Source organism: Sphingomonas sorbitolis (genome assembly GCF_036663875.1).
Classification (GTDB): domain Bacteria; phylum Pseudomonadota; class Alphaproteobacteria; order Sphingomonadales; family Sphingomonadaceae; genus Sphingomonas.
In genome coordinates, this window is the sequence record NZ_JAXOJS010000004.1 from 461,077 (window position 1) to 479,529 (window position 18,453).

Here is an 18,453-nt window from a genome sequence, read left to right on the forward strand (position 1 = left end):
GCGAGCGGACGATGCGCGTCGTGATGGCGGGGCTCGGCGACATCGCGCGCAAAGCCTATCTCCCGGTGTTGGCCGCGATGCCGGGGATCGAGCTCCACCTCGCCACGCGCAACCGCGATGTGCTCGCCGCACTCGGCGCGACCTACCGGATCGCGCATCGCCACGACAGCCTCGACGCGGCGCTGTCCGCGACGCGCTTCGATGCCGCGTTCGTCCATTCGGCGACGCCCGCGCACCCCGCGATGGTTGAGACGCTGATTGCCCACGGTGCCGCGGTGCTGGTCGACAAGCCGCTCGCGGATACGTTCGACGCGGCCGCACGGCTGGTCGATCTCGCGCACCGCCAGGGCCGCCTGCTCGCCATCGGGTTCAACCGCCGCTTCGCCCCCGATTATGCCGCGCTGCGCAGCGAACCCCGCACGTTCACGCTGATGCAGAAGCACCGCCACGCTCAACCCGACACGCCCCGCACCGTCGTATTCGACGACTTCATCCACGTCATCGACACGCTGCGCTTCCTCGCCCCCGGCCCGATCGAGCGGACGCAAATCGAGACGATCGTTCGCGACGGTCTGCTGAGCGGCATCACGCTGACGCTCGCCGGCGATGGCCATCACGCGATCGGCACGATGCAGCGCGACTCCGGGCTCGACGAGGAGCGGCTCGATATCATCGGTGGCGATCGCCGCCGCTCGGTCCTCAACCTGTCCGAGACCCGCGACCAGAACGGCACCGACACGCACGCCCGTCGCGGCGACTGGACCCCGGTCACCCGCCAGCGCGGCTTCGAAGCGATGTGCACCAACTTCCTCGCCGGCGTCCGCGAAGCCCGTCCCACCGCCGCCGAAGACATCCTAGCCACCCACCGTCTCTGCGAAGACATCGTCCGCCATGCGGAAGCGGGCAAGCAATAGGGTCAGCGGGTCTTCCACGGACTGTCCGGAGTGGGAAGGAAAGCGGACAGGCGGCTTTGGAGCGACAGTCAGTCAGCGTAGGCGTTCGTTCAAGACCCACCCAATCTGCCGTTGAACGTTCGTACTGCCTCCGTTGGTGCTAGCCGAGCTGCCGCGCGTTGCCGTCCTCACGTGGCCCGAGCTTCTCCTGTGCCTCCGCGATCTGCAGAGCTACTGATGGTAGGTCTAGGCATCTGCCTGCGCAAACGCATCCTCCAATTCTTCGTACAGGCGCTAAGCGGGCGATCGGGCAACTTGTGGCACGGCTAACTTCTAACTTGTATCAATACTTACGAAGTTTCTTTATTTGCTTTTTTGCAAGATTACTTTCCGATATTGTATATAGATTACAATTAACATAAAATGGCGTTATAAATATTAGGGAGACGAAGACATGCGCGGATTTTTTCTTATTTTTATCGCGTCTGTTTTCGCATTTTCAACCGGCGCACTGGCTCGGCAAGCGGGGCAGGGAACTGGGCCGAACAACAGCGGCCCCGGGGAATTCAACCGTCAGCAGAATTTCCGAGATTTCCAAGTAGGCGTTGTCGACTCCAATCGATTGACCATGCGGCCTGTCCCGGTATCGCCGGGGGACATCGTGCAGGGGCTGGAGGTCCATGACGCAAAAGGTCTTGTCATCGGCAAAGTCGGAACCGTCGGTACAGGCTTTGCGACCGTGACGAGCACGATTGGTAGCGTCGAAGTAGACTTTCCGTCCTTCGCAAAGAACAAGAACGGGCTTTTGATCAATATACCCAAGAGCAAGATCGACGCTTTGATGGCGCGCAGTCATCCGGCACCGTAAGGTGCCGATAAGCGCAGACGCGATCAGCGGAACATTCTATATTCATCAGTCCCGGTGCGCGCCGAACCATGCACCCGTCGCTCGCGTTACACCGCACACCCCCATTTTGCATTAGCCCGTTCGACTGCGTAGGGCATATCTATACCCACTCCCGTCGATCATTGCAGAACATCGATACGACCAAGAACGCCCGCTAGTGGCAAATGGGATCGTTGCGGCGAACGTCCGACCCCGGGCGAGACCAGACGGGAGCGCTCACCAGGCGATCCCCAAAACGCCATCGATCCGTGTATAGGGACACCTCCACGTCACCCGAGGGCCCGCCGTTTTGCAGATCGTTACCTTGTGCCTGTTCCTGTTGCTCGCGGTCGTCATCAGCGGGATGGCGTCGCGGATGTTGCCCTCCGCACTGCCGCGGCCACTCGTCCAGATCGCGCTAGGCGCCTTGATCGGGATGGTCGCGCATGTCCGCGTCGAGCTCGATCCCGAACTCTTCTTCCTGCTGCTGGTGCCGCCCCTGCTGTTCCTCGATGGCTGGCGCATCCCCAAAGATGAGCTGTTCCGCGATCGCGGCGCGGTGCTTGGGTTGGCGCTCGGGCTCGTTTTCCTGACCGTGCTCGGCATGGGCGTGTTCATCCACTGGCTGATCCCGACGATGCCGCTCGGTGTCGCATTCGCACTCGCGGCGGTGGTGTCGCCGACCGATCCGATCGCGGTCTCCGCGGTCGCGCAGAAGGCGCCGATCCCGAAGCGCATGATGCACATCCTCGAGGGCGAGGCGCTGCTCAACGACGCGTCGGGGCTGGTTTGCGTGCGGTTCGCGATCGCCGCGGTGCTGACCGGTGGCTTCTCGCTCGGCGAGGCGACGCTGACGTTCGCGTGGATGGCGCTCGCCGGCGTCGCGATCGGCGTCGGCATCACCTGGGCGATCGTCGCGAGCAAGGCGGCGTTCGCGCGGAAGTTCGGCGACGAGACCGGCTCGAACATCCTCGTCAGCCTGCTGATCCCGTTCGCCGCCTATCTGGCCGCCGAGCATGTCCATGCCTCGGGCGTGCTCGCCGCCGCCGCTGCCGGGATCGCGATGACCTTCACCGGCGCCACCACCAGCGTCGCGGCGGGCACGCGGATCCGTCGCCGTGCGGTGTGGGACATGCTCCAGTTCACGCTCAACGGTGTGATCTTCGTGCTGCTCGGCGAGCAATTGCCCGAGGTGTTCGTCCGCGCGCGCGATACGGTCACGACGACCGGGCATGTCAGCCCGTGGTGGCTGGCGGTGTACGTGCTGGCGGTGGTCGCGGGGCTCGCACTGCTCCGGTTCGGCTGGGTGTGGGTGTCGATGCAGTTCACAGTGTTGCGCGCGCGTCGCCGCAACGACGAGGCGGTCAGCCCGCCGCGGCGGATCATCGCGGCGATGTCGGCGGCGGGCGCGCGCGGCGCGATCACGCTGGCCGGCGCGCTGACGCTGCCGCTCACGCTGAACGACGGCACGCCGTTTCCCGCGCGCGATCTGGTGATCTTCCTCGCCTCAGGGGTCATCCTGTCGTCGCTGGTGATCGCCGCGGTCGCGCTGCCGCTGCTGTTGCGCAATCTGAACCTGCCGCCCGACGAGGGCGTGGCGGCGGCGCGCGATCGGGCGCGGCTGGTGTCGGCCAAGGCGGCGATCGCCGAACTCGACCGCGTCCAGCACCAGATGGCGGAAGGCCGCGACGATCCCGACCGGTTCACCGACATCGCCGCTCGGCTGATGGATCAGTATCGCGAACGGATCGACAGCCTGGCGACGTTGCCCGAGGATCGCACCGGGCAAGCGGATGCACCGATCGAGCGCGACATGCGGCTCGCCGCCGTCCGCGCGGAACGCAATGCGATCTTCGATCTGGCAAGGCGGCGTGAAATCGGCGTGACGCTGGCGGAGCAACTCGGCCGCGAGCTCGACCTGATCGATGCGCGCCTGTCGCGACAGGGGCTTGCGTAAGTACAGGTAGAGCAGGGACACGGGCAGAGCAGGATTTTGCGCTCCGCCTGCCCGTGTGACTGAAACCGGCGGAGCGCAGAAGGTACGCGTTACTCAGCGAATCCTCTGCGGCCGCTTTGCAAGGACTTGGTGAATTTTTGGTGAACGATGGCGCCCCGCCCGTCCGTGCGACACTCTCGTATCCGGGCGGGGCGCCAAGGACGCAGCGCTTTGAGGCGCGCATCGCTGGCCATAAGCTAGCATCAGATTCTCACAGCGGAAGCACAGCCCGTCACGCGTGCGGCTCGCTTGGTCCGATATGTGTCCAAATCATGGCCATTGGCGCGCGTTTTTGCCGCCAAGAGCTTGTTAACGGCTGATCTTCAGTCGCCTGCGATCATCTGCGGGGCCGTCGGATCATGGATCTTCAGCTTTCGCAGACGGGCGATCACGTCGCGAGCGCCCGCCGGCGCGGCCTGTAGGAACAGCGCAAAAAGTGCCTCGTCGTCGAACGACTCCAGCGCGGTGCCGATGGGCAACGCAATGATCTGGCGGCTGCGTGCGCCCGGCTGCGCCTCCAGCACGATCGTCCGCCACGCCATCCCGACCGGCGGCGCACCCGTGACGTCGGCAAACTCTCCCGGAACCATGTTGCGGATCCGCAACCGCCGGTCCGCCGCCTTGGCGAACCATGCTGCGTCGCCCGCAGTCGCGATCTCGATCGCCAAATCCCGTCCGTTCATGTCGTCCTCGATCCTGCCATTCGCCGCGGTGCTGCGGGATCGCAGCGGATGCAAGCGTTTGCGGACGCCTTCGCCACGAACTGGTGCGCAAATGCCACAATTTGCGCTCGCATGATGGAAGGACGCTCTCCGCTATTGATAATAGTTATCATCAGCGGTAGCGGGCCATCATTACGAAAGGGAACTCATGACACGACGTTTCGGCCTGGCCGTCCTGCTGGCCTCGGCAGCCGCCGCCCCGAGCTATGCACAGACCGCACCCGATGCCAACGGCGTCGATACCGGGATCGTCGTCGTCACAGGCCAGCATCCCCGCACCCAGGCCTCGTCGGGCACCAAGACCGACACGCCGCTCGCCGAAACGCCGCAGTCGATCAGCGTCATCACCAGCGACGACATTACCGGCCGCAGCCTGCAGAACCTCAACCAGGCGCTCCGCTTCGTTGCGGGCGTGACCCCCGAGACGCGCGGCGCGAGCGCCGAAGTCTACGACCAATTCAAGCTGCGCGGGTTCGACGCGCCGGTCTATCTCGACGGCCTCAAGCAATTCGGCAGCCCATCCGGCTACGCCGTGCCACAGGTCGATGTCTCGCGGCTCGACCGGATCGAGGTCATCAAGGGTCCGGCCTCCGTGCTCTACGGCCAGTCGAGCCCAGGCGGCCTCGTCGCCGAATCGAGCAAGCTGCCGATCGACCAGGCGTTGTACGGCGCGATCAGCGGGACCTACGGCAATTACGATCTCTACCGCGTCGATGCGGATATCGGCGGGCGCGCGGGCGACGGCGTGCTGTGGCGGATCAACGGCAGCGCGAACGGCGCGGACACGCAGCAGAAGTTCGGCAAACGCGAGCGGCAGACCGTCTCCGCCGCAGTGACCGCCGGCGCAGGCAGCTCGACCAGCTTCACGCTGCTCGGCGCCTATTCGCACGATCCGTACAACGGCGATTACGGCGTGTTTCCCGCCAGCGGCACGCTGCTCGCGAACCCCAATGGCAAGCTGCCGACCAGCTTCGACGGCGGCGAAGCGGGCAACCGCTTCAGCCGCGAACAGGCCGCGCTCACCTACATCTTCCGCCATGATTTCGGCGGCGGCTGGGCGTTCCGTTCGTCGGGCCGGTATCAGTATGTGAAGGCGAACCTTGGCCTGGTCTACACCGCGGGCGGGCTGGATGCGAGCGATCCGACCGGGCAGACTTATCTTCGTGCCTCCTACGCGACCCGCGAACAGCTCAACAACTGGACCTTCGACAACCAGCTGACCGGAACGGTACAGACCGGCCCCATCAAGCACACGCTGCTGTTCGGCACGGATCGCCAGGTCGCGCATTCGACCGAGGTCGTCGCGTTCGGCACGGCGCCTTCGCTCAACGGCTTTGCCCCGGTCTATGGCACGACAACGGTACCGACCACGCCGGAAGCGATTGGCACCCAGTTTCCGATCAACATCCGCCAGCGGCAGCAGGGCGTCTACGCGCAGGACCAGATGGCGCTCGGCGATCTCCGCGTCGTCCTCAGCGGCCGCCAGGATTGGGCGCGCGCGGAGCAGGTCGACCTCGGCGTCAAGCACGACGAGAAGTTCACCTATCGCGCCGCCGCGCTCTACACGCTGCCGTTCGGGCTGGCGCCGTATGTCAGCTATTCGACATCGTTCGAGCAGCAGGGCGGCACCGTCTTGCGCCCCGACGGGACACTCGGGATCGCCGATCCGTCGCTCGGCAAGCAGCTCGAGGCCGGTGCGAAATTCACGGTTCCGGGCACGCAGATCCTGCTCTCGGGCGCGTGGTTCCGGATCGATCAGACCAACGTCCTGACCTCGACCCCGACCTTCTCGCTATCGACGCAGACCGGCAAGGTGCGGTCGCAGGGCGTCGAGCTCGAAGGCACCGCGCCGCTGCCTTACGGTTTCAACGCACGCGTCGCGTTCAGCCGGCAGCGCGTGAAGGTCACGCAGGACGCCAACGATCCGACGCGCGTCGGCCGCGGGCTCGAAACCGTCGGCCGCGGCGGTACGACGCTCGGCCTCGACTGGACCCCGCCCGAGGGTCCGCTCGCAGGGCTGACGGTCGGCGGGGCGATGCGCCACGTCGATCAGGTCTATGCCGGCGTCACGCCCGGCGAGACGGAGGGCCGCAACAGCCCGTCCTACACGGTGTACGATGCGCTGATCCGCTACGACCTCGAGAAGTTCGCACCGTCGCTGCGCGGTCTCAGCCTGGCGGTCAACGGCGCCAACATCTTCGACAAGAAGTATCTGACGTCGTGCTTCGCCAACTATAACTGGTGCTGGTACGGCAACCGCCGCACCGTCCAGGCGACGATCGGCTACCGCTTCTAAGGCCCCCTTACGATCCTCCCCCACCAGGGGGAGGTGGCTGACGCCGGCCAGACGGAATGGGAGGAAAGCGATAACGTCTGCGTCCTGTCCTCCCCCTCCGTCACCTACGGCGACACCTCCCCCTTGCGGGGGAGGATCGTTCGGTTTCGACTCACAATCCCGTCTCTTAAGACCAATTTGCCTCGGAGATTACCCGCCCCCTCTGGAAAACCGGCCACCGCGACGGCACTTGATGCACGTCATTCCGGATCGTCCCCGGGTTGACGCGGCCACCCCGACGCCGTCACCCTCGTACGCGTACACGTAAGGACCCCGGTTTCCCCATGCAGCTTGTCATCGTCGAATCGCCTGCCAAGGCCAAAACCATCGAGAAGTATCTGGGCAGCGATTTCCGCGTCCTGGCCAGCTACGGCCATGTCCGCGACCTGCCGCCCAAGGACGGCTCGGTCGATCCCGACGACGCCTTCGCGATGACGTGGGAGAATTACGCGGACAAGTCGAAGCAGCTGAAGGCGATCACCGATCTCGCCAAGGTCGCCGACCGCCTGATCCTCGCGACCGATCCGGATCGCGAGGGCGAGGCGATCTCGTGGCACGTCCGCGAAGTGCTGCGGGCAAGGAAGGCGCTGCCTAAGGAGGTCGAGCGCGTCACGTTCAACGCGATCACCAAGGCCACCGTCACCGAGGCGATGAAGAACCCGCGCGAGTTGGACGACGACCTGATCGACGCGTACCGGGCGCGCCGCGCGCTCGATTATTTGGTCGGCTTCACGCTCTCCCCGGTGCTGTGGCGCAAGTTGCCCGGCGCCAAGTCCGCCGGCCGCGTCCAGTCGGTGTCGCTCCGCCTGATCGTCCAGCGCGAGCGCGAGATCGACGTCTTCAAGCCGCAGGAATACTGGTCCGTCACCGCCGAGATGGAGCATGACGGCACCGCCTTCACCTCGCGGCTGACGCAGTTCGAGGGCAACAAGCTCGACCGCCTCTCGATCGGCAACGAAGGCGATGCCCTGCGCGCCAAGCAGGCCGTGCTAGACGGCAATTTCTCGGTCCAGTCGGTCGAGACCAAGCCCGCCGGTCGCAACCCACCGCCGCCGTTCACGACGTCCACGCTCCAGCAGGAAGCCTCGCGGAAACTCGGTTTCTCGGCCGATCACACGATGCGGATTGCGCAGGGCCTCTACGAGGACGGCACGATCACCTACATGCGTACCGACGGCGTGCAGATGGATTCGAGCGCGATCAGCGCTGCGCGCCTCGCCGTCGCGAACCGCTTCGACGCGAGCTATGTCCCCGACAAGCCGCGGCAGTACCAGTCGAAGGCGAAGAACGCGCAGGAAGCGCACGAGGCGATCCGCCCGACCGACTTCGGCAAGGACAAGGCCGGCGGCGGCGATCATGCACGCCTCTACGACCTGATCTTCAAGCGCGCGCTGGCCAGCCAGATGGCCTCCGCCCGCATGGAGCGCACCACGGTCGAGATGGCCGACGGCACCGGCCGCAACATCCTGCGCGCCACCGGCCAGGTCGTGCTCTTCCCCGGCTACCTCGCGCTCTACGAGGAAGGGTCGGATGATTCGGCCGACGAGGACGCCCGCCGTCTCCCGCGGATGCGCGAAGGCGATGCGCCCGCCAAGAAGAAGGTCGACGCCGAGCAGCATTTCACCCAGCCGCCGCCACGCTTCTCCGAAGCCTCGCTGGTCAAGCGGATGGAGGAGCTCGGCATCGGCCGCCCGTCCACCTACGCGTCGATCATCAAGACGCTGAAGGACCGCGCCTATGTCCGGATCGAGAAGAACCGCTTCTTCGCCGAGGAATCCGGCCGGCTGGTGACGGCATTCCTCGAGCGCTTCTTCGAGAAGTACGTCGGCTACGACTACACCGCCGAACTCGAGGAGGAACTCGACGACGTCTCCGGCGGCCGCGCGCAGTGGCAGTCGGTGCTCGACGCGTTCTGGCGCGATTTCAAGCCGCGTACCAACGAGGTGATGGAGCAGCAGCCCTCGGCGATCACCGCCGAGCTCGACACCTTCCTCGCGCCGTATCTGTTCCCGGCCAAGGCGGACGGCGGCGATCCGCGTCTCTGCCCGAACTGCGGCGAGGGCCAGCTGGCGCTCCGCGGCGGCAAGTTCGGCGCGTTCATCGCGTGCTCGAACTACCCCGAGTGCAAATACACGCGCCGCTTCGCGCAGCCCGGCGGCGATGCCGAAGCGGATGCCGGCCCGTCGACGCTCGGCACGCATCCCGACACGGGTCAGCCGATCGAGCGCAAGTCGGGACGCTTCGGCCCGTATCTGCAGATCGGCGAGGGTGAAGACCGCAAGATGGCGTCGATTCCGAAGGATATCGGCGAGCTTAATCTGGAGTGGGCGGTCAAGCTGCTGTCACTTCCGCGGACGGTCGGCAACCACCCCGAGACCGGCGAACCGATCATCTCGACGATCGGCAAGTTCGGGCCATATCTGAAGCACGCGGGCAAGTACGCCCGCCTCCAGACGACCGCGGACGTGTTCGAGACGGGCATGAACGCCGCGGTCGTGAAGCTCGCCGAAGCCGCAGCCGGTGGCGGACGCACCGCGCGCGGGGCTCAGGCACCGCTCAAGATCCTCGGCAACCATCCGCGCACCGAGGCCGAGATCAAGCTGATGGAAGGCCGTTACGGCGCCTACGTCACCGACGGCACGACCAACGCGACGCTGCCCAAGTCGATCGAAAAGGACCAGCTGACGCTTGAGGAAGCGGCGTCCTTGATCGACGCACGCGCCGCCGCGGCGCCGGCAACGAAGAAGAAGAAAGCGCCCGCCAAGAAGCCGGCGGCAAAGAAGGCACCGGCCAAGACGGCAGTGGCCAAGGACGAGGCTGAGGCGAAGGCGCCAGCGAAGAAGGCTCCGGCGAAAAAGGCCCCCGCCAAGAAAGCCGCGCCAAAGAAGAAAGCCGAAGCCTAATTCCCCTCCCGCTTGCGGGAGGGGCTAGGGGAGGGACCGAAATATCCCACGAACGCAACGCTCGCGGTGATCCCCTCCCCCAACCCCTCCCGCAAGCGGGAGGGGAGCCCTAGGATTAAGCAGCCCGGCGTTGCGTCAACTGCATCCAATCCCGGGCAGCACGCTGCGCCACCGAGATCTCCCGAGCCGTCATGTCCTCGGCGATCTCCGCGCGGCATTCCTGCGCCGCGATGTTCCCCGACACCGCCGCCAAGTTAAACCACTTGTGCGCCTCGATCAGGTCGAGCACGACACCCGAAGTCCCCGTCGAATACACCATCCCGAGTTCGTAACACGCCCGGTCGTCGCCGCGCGCGGCATCCGCCAGACGGCGTTCGATCCCGATATTCGCATTCTTGAAACTGCTGCCCATGGTCTTGCCCCCAATGTTCGTGAGGGCAGAGTGCCGTGATTCAGACTACGAAATGGTTAATGGGTTAACGCGCGTTTTTTACAACTCTATCGCGATGTTATCGATCAGCCGCGTCCCGCCCATCCGCGCCGCCGCCAGCAACCGTCGCGGACGGTCCGCCGCAGGGTTCTCCGCGAGCGTCTCGGCATCCGCCAGCGCGACGTAATCGATCGTGAACCCCGCCCCGACCAAGGTCGTGCGCGCATCGTCGAGCACCGACTCCACGTCCTCGCCCTTCGCGATCGCACGCGCGGCGACGCCCAGCGCGCGCGGCAGGGCCACCGCCTGCTTGCGCTGCTCGTCGTCGAGATAGATGTTGCGCGACGACATCGCCAGGCCGTCGTCGTCGCGCTGCGTCGGCACCCCGACGATATCGATCGCGTAGTCGAGATCCGCCACAAACCGCCGAACGACGGCAAGCTGCTGGTAATCCTTCTCGCCGAAATACGCCGCATCGGGCCCGACCTGGTTGAACAGCTTCGACACGACCGTCGCAACGCCGTCGAAATGGCCGGGACGCGAGGCGCCGTCGAAGCCGTCGCTGACGCCCGAGACGCGCACCGACGTCGCGAAGCCATCGGGATACATCGTCTCGACCGACGGCAGCCAGAGCAGGTCGCACCCGGCTTCGTTGAGCATCCGGATATCGGCCATTTCGCGCCGCGGATAGCGCGACAGATCCTCGTTCGGGCCGAATTGCGTCGGGTTGACGAAGATCGACGCCACAACCTTCGTCCCCGGCCGCTTCGCCGCCTCGATCAGCGCGACATGGCCCGCGTGCAGCGCGCCCATCGTCGGGACGAGCGCGACGCGCTGCCCCGCCGCACGGAAGGCGGCGACGCTTTCGCGCAACGCATTAAGGTCCCGGACGGTGTCCACGTGAAACTCCTACTCGATAAGTGCGGTCGCGGCTTCTATGAAGGGTGACTGTTACGATCAATAAGGAAACGCGCGTTGGCCACGGGCCCCGACTCACCCCAAGCTTCGACGCACGTCATCGTGTTCGCCAACGAGAAGGGCGGCACGGGCAAGTCGACGACCGCGGTGCACGTCGCGATCGCGCTCGCCGCGAAGGGTGCGCGCGTCGCGTGTCTCGATCTGGATCACCGCCAGCGCACCGTCGGCCGCTATCTCGACAACCGCGCCGAGACGATGAAGCGTAACGGCTCGGTGCTGCCGATGCCGCGCCACGCGACGCTGTCGGACCAGAGCGAGGACCAGTTCGAGGATCTCTGGCACTCGCTCTGCGAAGGCTCGGACTTCCTCGTCGTCGACACGCCGGGCCGCGACGATCCGTTTGCCCGCACCGCTGCGGCGCTGGCGAACACGCTGGTCACGCCGATGAACGACAGCTTCGTCGACTTCGACCTGATCGGCCAGGTCGATCCCGAGACATACCAGGTGACGCGCCCGAGCTTCTATTCCGAACTGATCTGGGATGCGCGGAAGCAGCGCGCGCGCGCCGATGGCACGACGATCGACTGGGTCGTGCTGCGCAACCGCCTCCAGCACATCGAGGCGCGCAACATGCGCCGCGTATCGGACGCGCTCGCGCAGCTGGCCAAGCGCGTCGGCTTCCGGATCATCCCGGGCCTCGGCGAGCGCGTGATCTACCGCGAGATGTTCCCCGCCGGCCTGACGATGATCGACTCGAAGGCGTTCGGCAGCATGGGCCTTGGCCACGTCGCCGCACGCCAGGAACTGCGCGAGATGATGGCCGCGTTGCAGCTGCCCGAAGTGGTCGAGCAGGTTCCGGGCGTCGCTGCGTGAAGTGGATCGTCGCCGCAGTCTTCATCTGGCTGGCATGGCATTACCTTCGCCCCAAGCCAAAACAGCGCGTGGTCACGGATGAAGCCGAGGCCCGCTCGATCCTCGGCGTCGACAGCAGCGCGAACGCCGACGCGATCCGCAGCGCGCACCGCCGCCTGATCGCCTCGGTCCACCCCGACCGCGGCGGCTCGACCGACCTGACCCGCCGCGTGAATGCGGCGCGCGACCTCCTCCTGAAGCGCGCGCGCTAACCTCAAACCGCCGTTCGTCCTGAGCGAAGTCGAAGGACAAGCTCAGCACGAACGGAAAGACAGGCCCATGACCCACCAGTTCGACCCGACCTCGCTCCGCGAATACGACATCCGCGGGATCGTCGGCAAAGCGCTCGGCCCCGCCGACGCCATCGCGATCGGCCGAGGCTTCGCCACCCGCATCCGCGCCGCCGGGGGCACCCGCGTCGCGGTCGGCTATGACGGCCGCACCTCCTCCCCCGAACTCGAAGCCGCGCTCGTCTCCGGCCTAGTTGCAGGCGGCGTCGACGTCGTCCGCATCGGCCTCAGCACCTCGCCGATGCTGTATTACGCCGAAGCGACGCTAGAGGTGGATGGCGGCATCCAGGTAACCGGCAGCCACAATCCCCCCGAGTATAACGGCTTCAAGATGGTGCACGCGCACGCGCCATTTTTCGGCGACGACATCCAGGACCTCGCCGCGCTCGCTGCGTCGGGCGCCTGGAGCGAAGGCGCGGGCGACGTCACCACGGCCGACGTGCTCGACGCCTATGTCGGTCGGCTGATGCTCGGCTACGCAGGCGGCGCGTACCGGATCGGCTGGGACACCGGCAACGGCGCCGCCGGCCCAGCGATCGAGAAGCTCGTCCAGCTGCTGCCGGGTGAGCATCATGTGATCTTCGCCGACGTCGACGGCAATTTTCCCAACCATCATCCCGATCCTACCGAAGAGGCGAACCTCGCCGATCTCAAACGCCTGGTCGCGGAAAAGAAGCTCGATTTCGGACTGGCCTTCGATGGCGATGGCGACCGGATCGGTGCGGTCGATGGGTTGGGCCGCGTGATCTGGGGCGACCAGATTCTGTCCATATTGGTCGAACCTGCGCTGCGCGAGCACCCCGGCGCGCCGATCGTTGCGGACGTGAAGTCTTCGCAAGCGCTGTTCGACCGAATCGCCGAACTGGGCGGCGAGCCGGTCATGGCTCCCACCGGCCACAGCCTGATGAAGACAGCAATGACCCGCACCGGCGCGCCCTTGGGAGGCGAACTCAGCGGGCATCTGTTCTTCGCCGGCGAGTATTACGGTTTCGACGACGCGCTGTATGCGGCGGTGCGGCTGATCCGTGCGGTGCATCTGTCGGGCCGCTCGCTCACCGAACTGCGCGACGCGATGCCGGCGCTGGTGGCGACGCCCGACCTGCGCTTTCTGGTCGAGGACGCGCGCAAATTCGCGGTGGTCGACGAGGTGATCGCGCGGTTGAAAGAGGATGGCGCGGAGATGGACCTCACCGATGGGGCCAGGGTGACGACACCTGAAGGCTGGTGGCTCCTCCGCGCGTCGAACACGCAGGCAATGCTGACGGTTCGCGCGGAGGCGAAGGATCAGGCGGCGCTCGATGCGCTGCTCGCGGAGGTCGACACGCACCTAGCAGCGAGTGGCGTGACCCGCACCACCTCGGCTCAATAGAATACCACCCCGGCGAAGGCCGGGGCCCAATTGGAAAGGTGGACATAACGGGGGGCTACCCAACGTTAGCAACGTCACCCAATTGGGCCCCGGCCTCCGCCGGGGTGGTGCAGTTGGAGGACGCTCGCAACGTAGCAGTCCAATACGCAGCGCTATGATCGAAATGCGTGGCATAGCCAGATCCTAACCGTTCCCCCGCAAAGGCGGGGGTCCAGAAGCCACGAATGCCGGCGCCCGGAACCCTGGACTCCCGCCTCCGCGGGAGAACGGGAGGACGATTGACACGCGACCGCCCCAGCCTACCGTCCCGCCACCACCCCAAGGAGTCCCCAAGTGGAGCGCCCAGTCGACGAATTCCGCTCCAGCACGCGCCGCTGGCTGCTCGGCAGCTTTGCCGGTTGGGGCACCCTTATCACCTGCCTGATCGGCGTCGGTTTCGTCCTGATCGGCATCCGCTGGCTCAAGAACCGCAGCGCCAGCTACGAGATCACCGACCAGCGCCTGATCATCAAGCGCGGCATCCTGTTCAAGACGATCGACGAGATCGAGCTCTACCGGATCAAGGACGTCCGCCTCGGCTATTCGCTGCTCAACCAGATGACCGACATCGGCACGATCACGCTCACCTCCAGCGACCGCACGACGAGCGGCGGCGAATTCATCCTCCGCGATATCCCGATGGCGCGCGACCGCCGCGAGGGTCTGCGCAAACTCGTCGACCGCGCCCGCCAACGTCGCGGCGTCCGCGAGATGGATATCGACCATGAGGATGCATACGCGCTGGATTAAGCGCGCTTTTGTCCCCACATGGCGGGCATGGCGCCCCCCTACCCCAAGCCCAAACAGCAACCGCAGATGATCCGAGTCGTCGACCTGGAGACCACGGGTTCCGCCCCGCCCGCGCACGGCGTCTGCGAGATCGGCTGGCAAGACGTCGCGCTCGGCGAGGACGGCCGCTGGGAGATCTACGGCGAAGGCGGCAGCATCCTCGTCAATCCCGGCCGCCTCATCCCGCCGGTGACGCAGGCGATCCACCACATCCTCGACGAACAGGTGGCCGACGCGCCCTATTGGCATGATTGCGCGCGGCAAGTGCTCGACCCTTGGCCGCGCCGGCTCGCGCTGGCTGCGCACCGCGCCGATTTCGAGCAGAAATTCTGCACGTCTGCGCTGACCCGGGATGCCGAGTGGATCTGCACCTGGAAATGCGCGCTCCGCCTCTGGCCCGATAGCCCGAGCTTCTCGAACCAGGTGCTGCGCTACTGGCGCAAGCCGCACGGCATGGAGCACGAGCGCGGCCTGCCCGCACACCGCGCCTTCCCCGACGCGTACGTCACCGCGTTCCACCTCCGCGACATGCTCAACGAGGCGAGTCTGGCGCAACTGCTCGAATGGTCGCGCGACCCCGGCCTCATCCCGCGCGTCCGTTACGGCCCCGATCGCGGCAAGGAGTGGTCCGAGCTCGATCACGAGACCTTGATGGCGTTCATGACCGACCGCGACCCCGACATCCGCTTCACCGCCAACCACGAGATGGACCGACGCAGCGGCGGCGGCCGCGTCGGCAAAGCCAGCGCGCAGGACCTCCTGCTGTAGCACCCCTTACGATCCTCCCCCGCCAGGGGGAGGTGGCTGGCGCTTGCCAGACGGAGGGGGAGGTAAGATGAAACCTCTGTTCCGTGTCCTCCCCCTCCGTCACCTGCGGTGCCACCTCCCCCTGGCGGGGGAGGAACGTAACGCACGCCCCCCCCTTGCTCCATGTCTAGTCAGTATCGCTGGCGTAACGACCGGCCGTGACGTAGATCGGACTCCAATGGTAAGCGTACGACTGAAATTGCCCTCGTCGGAGGGGCGGGTCGCCCGCTGGCTGGTCGCGTTCATGACGCTCGGCTTCATCGCGCTCGCCGCCGCGGCGATCGCGATCGGCTGGATCACGATCCGCAACCGCACCTACACCGCTGAAATCCTCCACACGCAGGACGTCCGACAAGCGATCGCCACGCTCCAGATCCAGATGGAGCAATCAGAGACCGCACGCCGTGGTTATGTCCTGGCGGGAAAACCGCTCTTCGCCACCGCCTATGCACGCAGCGCGGGCAACATCGTCCCCTCGATCGCGACACTTCGCCGCCTGACCCACGACAACCCCGCACAGATCACGCGACTCGATCGGATCGAGCCGCGCTTCGTCCAGTTGCGCGCACTCAGGACGCAATCGATGGCGCTGGTCGCGTCAGGCCAGATCGCCGAGGCACAGCGCCGGTTCGCAGTCGACGCCAGCGTGCCGCTGATGCGCGGCATCCGCTACCGTCTCCAGGCGATGGCGGCCGACGAGGTCCGCTTGCTCGCGATCCGTACCCAACGCCAGCAACGCAGCAGCGCGCTGTTCCTCTCGGTCGCGGGCCTCGCCGCCGCGCTGCTGCTGGTCGTGGCGATCCTCGCGATCTTGGTGATCCGCCGCTACACCGCCGATCTCGCCGCCTCGCGCGACAGCCTGCGCGAACTCAACGAATCGCTCGAGGACCAGGTAGCGACGCGCACCGCCGATCTCAGCCGCGCGAACGAGGAGATCCAGCGCTTCGCCTATATCGTTAGCCACGACTTGCGCTCGCCCTTGGTCAACGTGATGGGCTTCACCGCGGAACTCGCGACCGCGGCCGGCCCGCTTGCCGAACTCGTACACCGCGCCGAAGCCGAAGCGCCGCACATCCTCACCGCCGACGCCCGACTGGCGGCGCGCGAGGATCTGCCCGAGGCGATCGGCTTTATCCGCACCTCGACGCAGAAGATGGACCGGCTGATTAACGCCATCCTCAAGCTGTCGCGCGAAGGCCGCCGCACGATCGCGCCCGAGCATATCGACCCTGCGCAGCTGGTCGACACGATCATCGGATCGATGCAACACGTCATCGACGATCGCGGCGCGGTCGTCCGCGTCGAGCGGCCGATCCCGCCGGTCGTCACCGACCGCCTCGCGCTCGAACAGATCCTGTCCAACCTGATCGAGAACGCCACCAAGTATCTCAAGCCGGGCCGCCCCGGCGAGATCGTCGTGAAGGGGCGCAAGGAGCGCAACCGCGTCATCCTGTCGGTGGTCGACAACGGCCGCGGCATCGATCCGCGCGATCACCAGCGCGTGTTCGACCTGTTCCGCCGCTCCGGCCCCCAGGACCAGCCCGGCGAAGGCATCGGACTCGCGCATGTCCGCGCACTCGCCTATCGGCTCGACGGCACGATCGACGTACAGTCGACGCTCGGCGACGGCGCGACCTTCCGCCTCAATCTTCCCAGCGCACTGACGATCCAGGATATCACGGCATGAACCAGCACCAGACCGTCGGCATCGTCATGATCGAGGACGACGAGGGCCATGCCCGGCTGATCGAGAAGAACATCCGTCGCGCAGGGATCCTGAACGACATCAAGCACTTCACCGACGGCACCAGCGCGCTCGACTTTCTGTTCAACGCCGCCGATGGCCCAGCCAAGAGCGGCCCGGCGATGATCCTGCTCGATCTCAACCTGCCCGACATGAGCGGCACCGACATTCTCACGCGGATCAAGGCGGAGGGCAGCCCGCTGCGTCGTACGCCGGTCGTCGTGCTCACCACTACCGACGACAAGGTCGAGATCGAGCGCTGCTACGACCTCGGCTGCAACGTCTACATCACCAAGCCGGTCAATTATGAGAGTTTCGCGCAGGCGATCCGCCAGCTCGGGCTGTTCCTCTCGGTAATCCAGGTTCCCGACGCCGAGTGAGCAAGCCTAGCGTCCTCTACATCGACGACGACGCCGGGATCCGGCGGCTGGCGGCGCGCGCGCTCGAACGCCGCGGCTACCGCATGACCGTCGCCGAGACCGGCGCGGAGGGCGTCGTCAAGGCGGCCGCCGAACGCTTCGACCTGATCGCGGTCGATCACTACATGCCCGGCATGGACGGCCTCGAAACGCTCGAAGCGTTGCGCCGCCTGCCCGATCATCCGCCGATCGTGTACGTCACCGGCTCCGAGGAAGGCCGCATCGCCGTCGCCGCATTGAAGGCCGGTGCGTCCGATTACGTCGTGAAGACCGTCGGGGAGGATTTCTTCGACCTGCTCGCAGCGTCCTTTGCACAGGTCCGCGCGCGCGCCCTGCTCGAGCAGGAGAAGGCGTCGGCCGAAGCCGATCTTCGCGCCAGCAACGCCCGGCTCGAAGCACTCCTCGGCGAGGTCAACCACCGCGTCGCCAACTCGCTGCAACTGGTCTCGGCGATGGTCCGCCTCCAGGCGACCGCGCTGACCGATCCGTCCGCCCGCGAGGCACTCGAAGACACGCAACGCCGGATCCAGGCGATCGCGCAGGTGCACCGCCGGCTCTACACCAGCAACGACGTCGAGAGCGTCGACATGCAGGAGTATCTCGGTGCGCTGGTCGACGAACTCGCCGAGACCTGGTCGACCGACGCCCTCCCCCGCGCGCTCAGTCTTGCCGCCGAACCGATCCGCCTGCCCACCGACCGCGCGGTATCGCTCGGCGTGATCGTCACCGAACTCGTCACCAACGCGTGCAAATACGCCTATCCCACCGGCGGCGGCGAGGTCCGCGTCGCGCTGCGCCGGATCGACGACGACATCTTCCTGCTGGCGGTCGAAGACGACGGCTGCGGCATCCCCGAAGACGCCGTCCCACGCGGCACCGGTCTAGGCACGAAACTGATCCGTGCGATGGCGCAGAGCCTCCAGTCGATCGTGGAGTACGACCCGACGCACACCGGCGTCAGAGCAACCCTCCGCGCAGCGGTACGGTAAAGGGTACGAAAC

Annotated in this window: 16 protein-coding genes; 13 read left to right on the top strand and 3 right to left on the bottom strand. The window is 66.2% G+C overall.

The window, feature by feature from the left end; translation table 11 throughout:
- The first annotated feature begins 11 nt into the window (after nt 1-11).
- From U1763_RS14210 to U1763_RS14220, 3 genes are all read left to right on the top strand, one after another.
- Nucleotides 12-914, top strand: a complete 903-nt coding sequence (locus tag U1763_RS14210) for a Gfo/Idh/MocA family protein (protein ID WP_332755707.1) — start codon at nt 12-14, stop codon at nt 912-914.
- A 433-nt stretch (nt 915-1,347) separates the two neighbouring features.
- Entirely contained in the window at nt 1,348-1,761 is a 414-nt protein-coding gene (locus tag U1763_RS14215; RefSeq protein WP_332755708.1) for a hypothetical protein, read from the top strand.
- A gap of 328 nt (nt 1,762-2,089) precedes the next feature.
- Nucleotides 2,090-3,736, top strand: coding sequence for a Na+/H+ antiporter (locus U1763_RS14220; RefSeq protein ID WP_332755709.1), 1,647 nt, complete (start codon nt 2,090-2,092; stop codon nt 3,734-3,736).
- Between the two features lie 362 nt (nt 3,737-4,098).
- Here the strand turns inward: U1763_RS14220 and U1763_RS14225 are convergent, their stop codons facing one another.
- The gene (locus U1763_RS14225; protein ID WP_332755710.1) at nt 4,099-4,458 is read right to left on the bottom strand and encodes a hypothetical protein; all 360 of its coding nucleotides are present in this window, start codon (nt 4,456-4,458) and stop codon (nt 4,099-4,101) included.
- 187 nt (nt 4,459-4,645) lie between these two features.
- Here U1763_RS14225 and U1763_RS14230 point away from each other — a divergent pair, with 187 nt between their 5' ends.
- Entirely contained in the window at nt 4,646-6,793 is a 2,148-nt protein-coding gene (locus tag U1763_RS14230) for a TonB-dependent siderophore receptor (RefSeq protein ID WP_332755711.1), read from the top strand.
- Between the two features lie 323 nt (nt 6,794-7,116).
- Nucleotides 7,117-9,735, top strand: coding sequence for a type I DNA topoisomerase (gene topA / locus U1763_RS14235; protein ID WP_332755712.1), 2,619 nt, complete (start codon nt 7,117-7,119; stop codon nt 9,733-9,735).
- 115 nt (nt 9,736-9,850) lie between these two features.
- On the opposite strand, the gene U1763_RS14240 is transcribed toward topA, so the two are convergent.
- Both U1763_RS14240 and panC read right to left on the bottom strand, forming a co-directional pair.
- Nucleotides 9,851-10,147, bottom strand: a complete 297-nt coding sequence (locus tag U1763_RS14240) for an SEL1-like repeat protein (protein WP_056053341.1) — start codon at nt 10,145-10,147, stop codon at nt 9,851-9,853.
- A gap of 78 nt (nt 10,148-10,225) precedes the next feature.
- Entirely contained in the window at nt 10,226-11,065 is an 840-nt protein-coding gene (gene panC, locus U1763_RS14245; protein WP_332755713.1) for a pantoate--beta-alanine ligase, read from the bottom strand.
- Nucleotides 11,066-11,140: 75 nt separating this feature from the next.
- Between panC and U1763_RS14250 the strand changes: the two genes are divergently transcribed.
- The 8 genes from U1763_RS14250 to U1763_RS14285 all read left to right on the top strand — a co-directional run bounded on the left by U1763_RS14250 (nt 11,141) and on the right by U1763_RS14285 (nt 18,441).
- The gene (locus U1763_RS14250) at nt 11,141-11,956 is read left to right on the top strand and encodes a division plane positioning ATPase MipZ (protein ID WP_332755714.1); all 816 of its coding nucleotides are present in this window, start codon (nt 11,141-11,143) and stop codon (nt 11,954-11,956) included.
- Complete coding sequence (locus U1763_RS14255) at nt 11,953-12,207, top strand: DnaJ domain-containing protein (RefSeq protein ID WP_332755715.1); 255 nt, start codon at nt 11,953-11,955, stop codon at nt 12,205-12,207. Before U1763_RS14250 ends, U1763_RS14255 begins: the two co-directional genes overlap by 4 nt.
- Before the next feature lie 67 nt (nt 12,208-12,274).
- Nucleotides 12,275-13,654: a phosphoglucomutase/phosphomannomutase PgmG gene (pgmG, locus tag U1763_RS14260; RefSeq protein ID WP_332755716.1), complete on the top strand. Its 1,380-nt coding sequence runs from the start codon at nt 12,275-12,277 to the stop codon at nt 13,652-13,654.
- 333 nt (nt 13,655-13,987) lie between these two features.
- The gene (locus U1763_RS14265; RefSeq protein WP_332755717.1) at nt 13,988-14,443 is read left to right on the top strand and encodes a PH domain-containing protein; all 456 of its coding nucleotides are present in this window, start codon (nt 13,988-13,990) and stop codon (nt 14,441-14,443) included.
- Between the two features lie 27 nt (nt 14,444-14,470).
- Nucleotides 14,471-15,250, top strand: a complete 780-nt coding sequence (locus tag U1763_RS14270) for an exonuclease domain-containing protein (RefSeq protein WP_132895935.1) — start codon at nt 14,471-14,473, stop codon at nt 15,248-15,250.
- A gap of 217 nt (nt 15,251-15,467) precedes the next feature.
- Complete coding sequence (locus U1763_RS14275) at nt 15,468-16,976, top strand: sensor histidine kinase (protein ID WP_332755718.1); 1,509 nt, start codon at nt 15,468-15,470, stop codon at nt 16,974-16,976.
- On the top strand, nt 16,973-17,413 hold the full coding sequence (locus U1763_RS14280; protein WP_332755719.1) for a response regulator: 441 nt from the start codon (nt 16,973-16,975) through the stop codon (nt 17,411-17,413). The genes U1763_RS14275 and U1763_RS14280 overlap by 4 nt, the downstream gene beginning before the upstream one ends.
- Nucleotides 17,410-18,441 (top strand): sensor histidine kinase, encoded by a 1,032-nt coding sequence (locus tag U1763_RS14285; RefSeq protein WP_332755720.1) that lies wholly within the window; start codon nt 17,410-17,412, stop codon nt 18,439-18,441. Before U1763_RS14280 ends, U1763_RS14285 begins: the two co-directional genes overlap by 4 nt.
- The last annotated feature ends 12 nt before the right edge of the window (nt 18,442-18,453 follow it).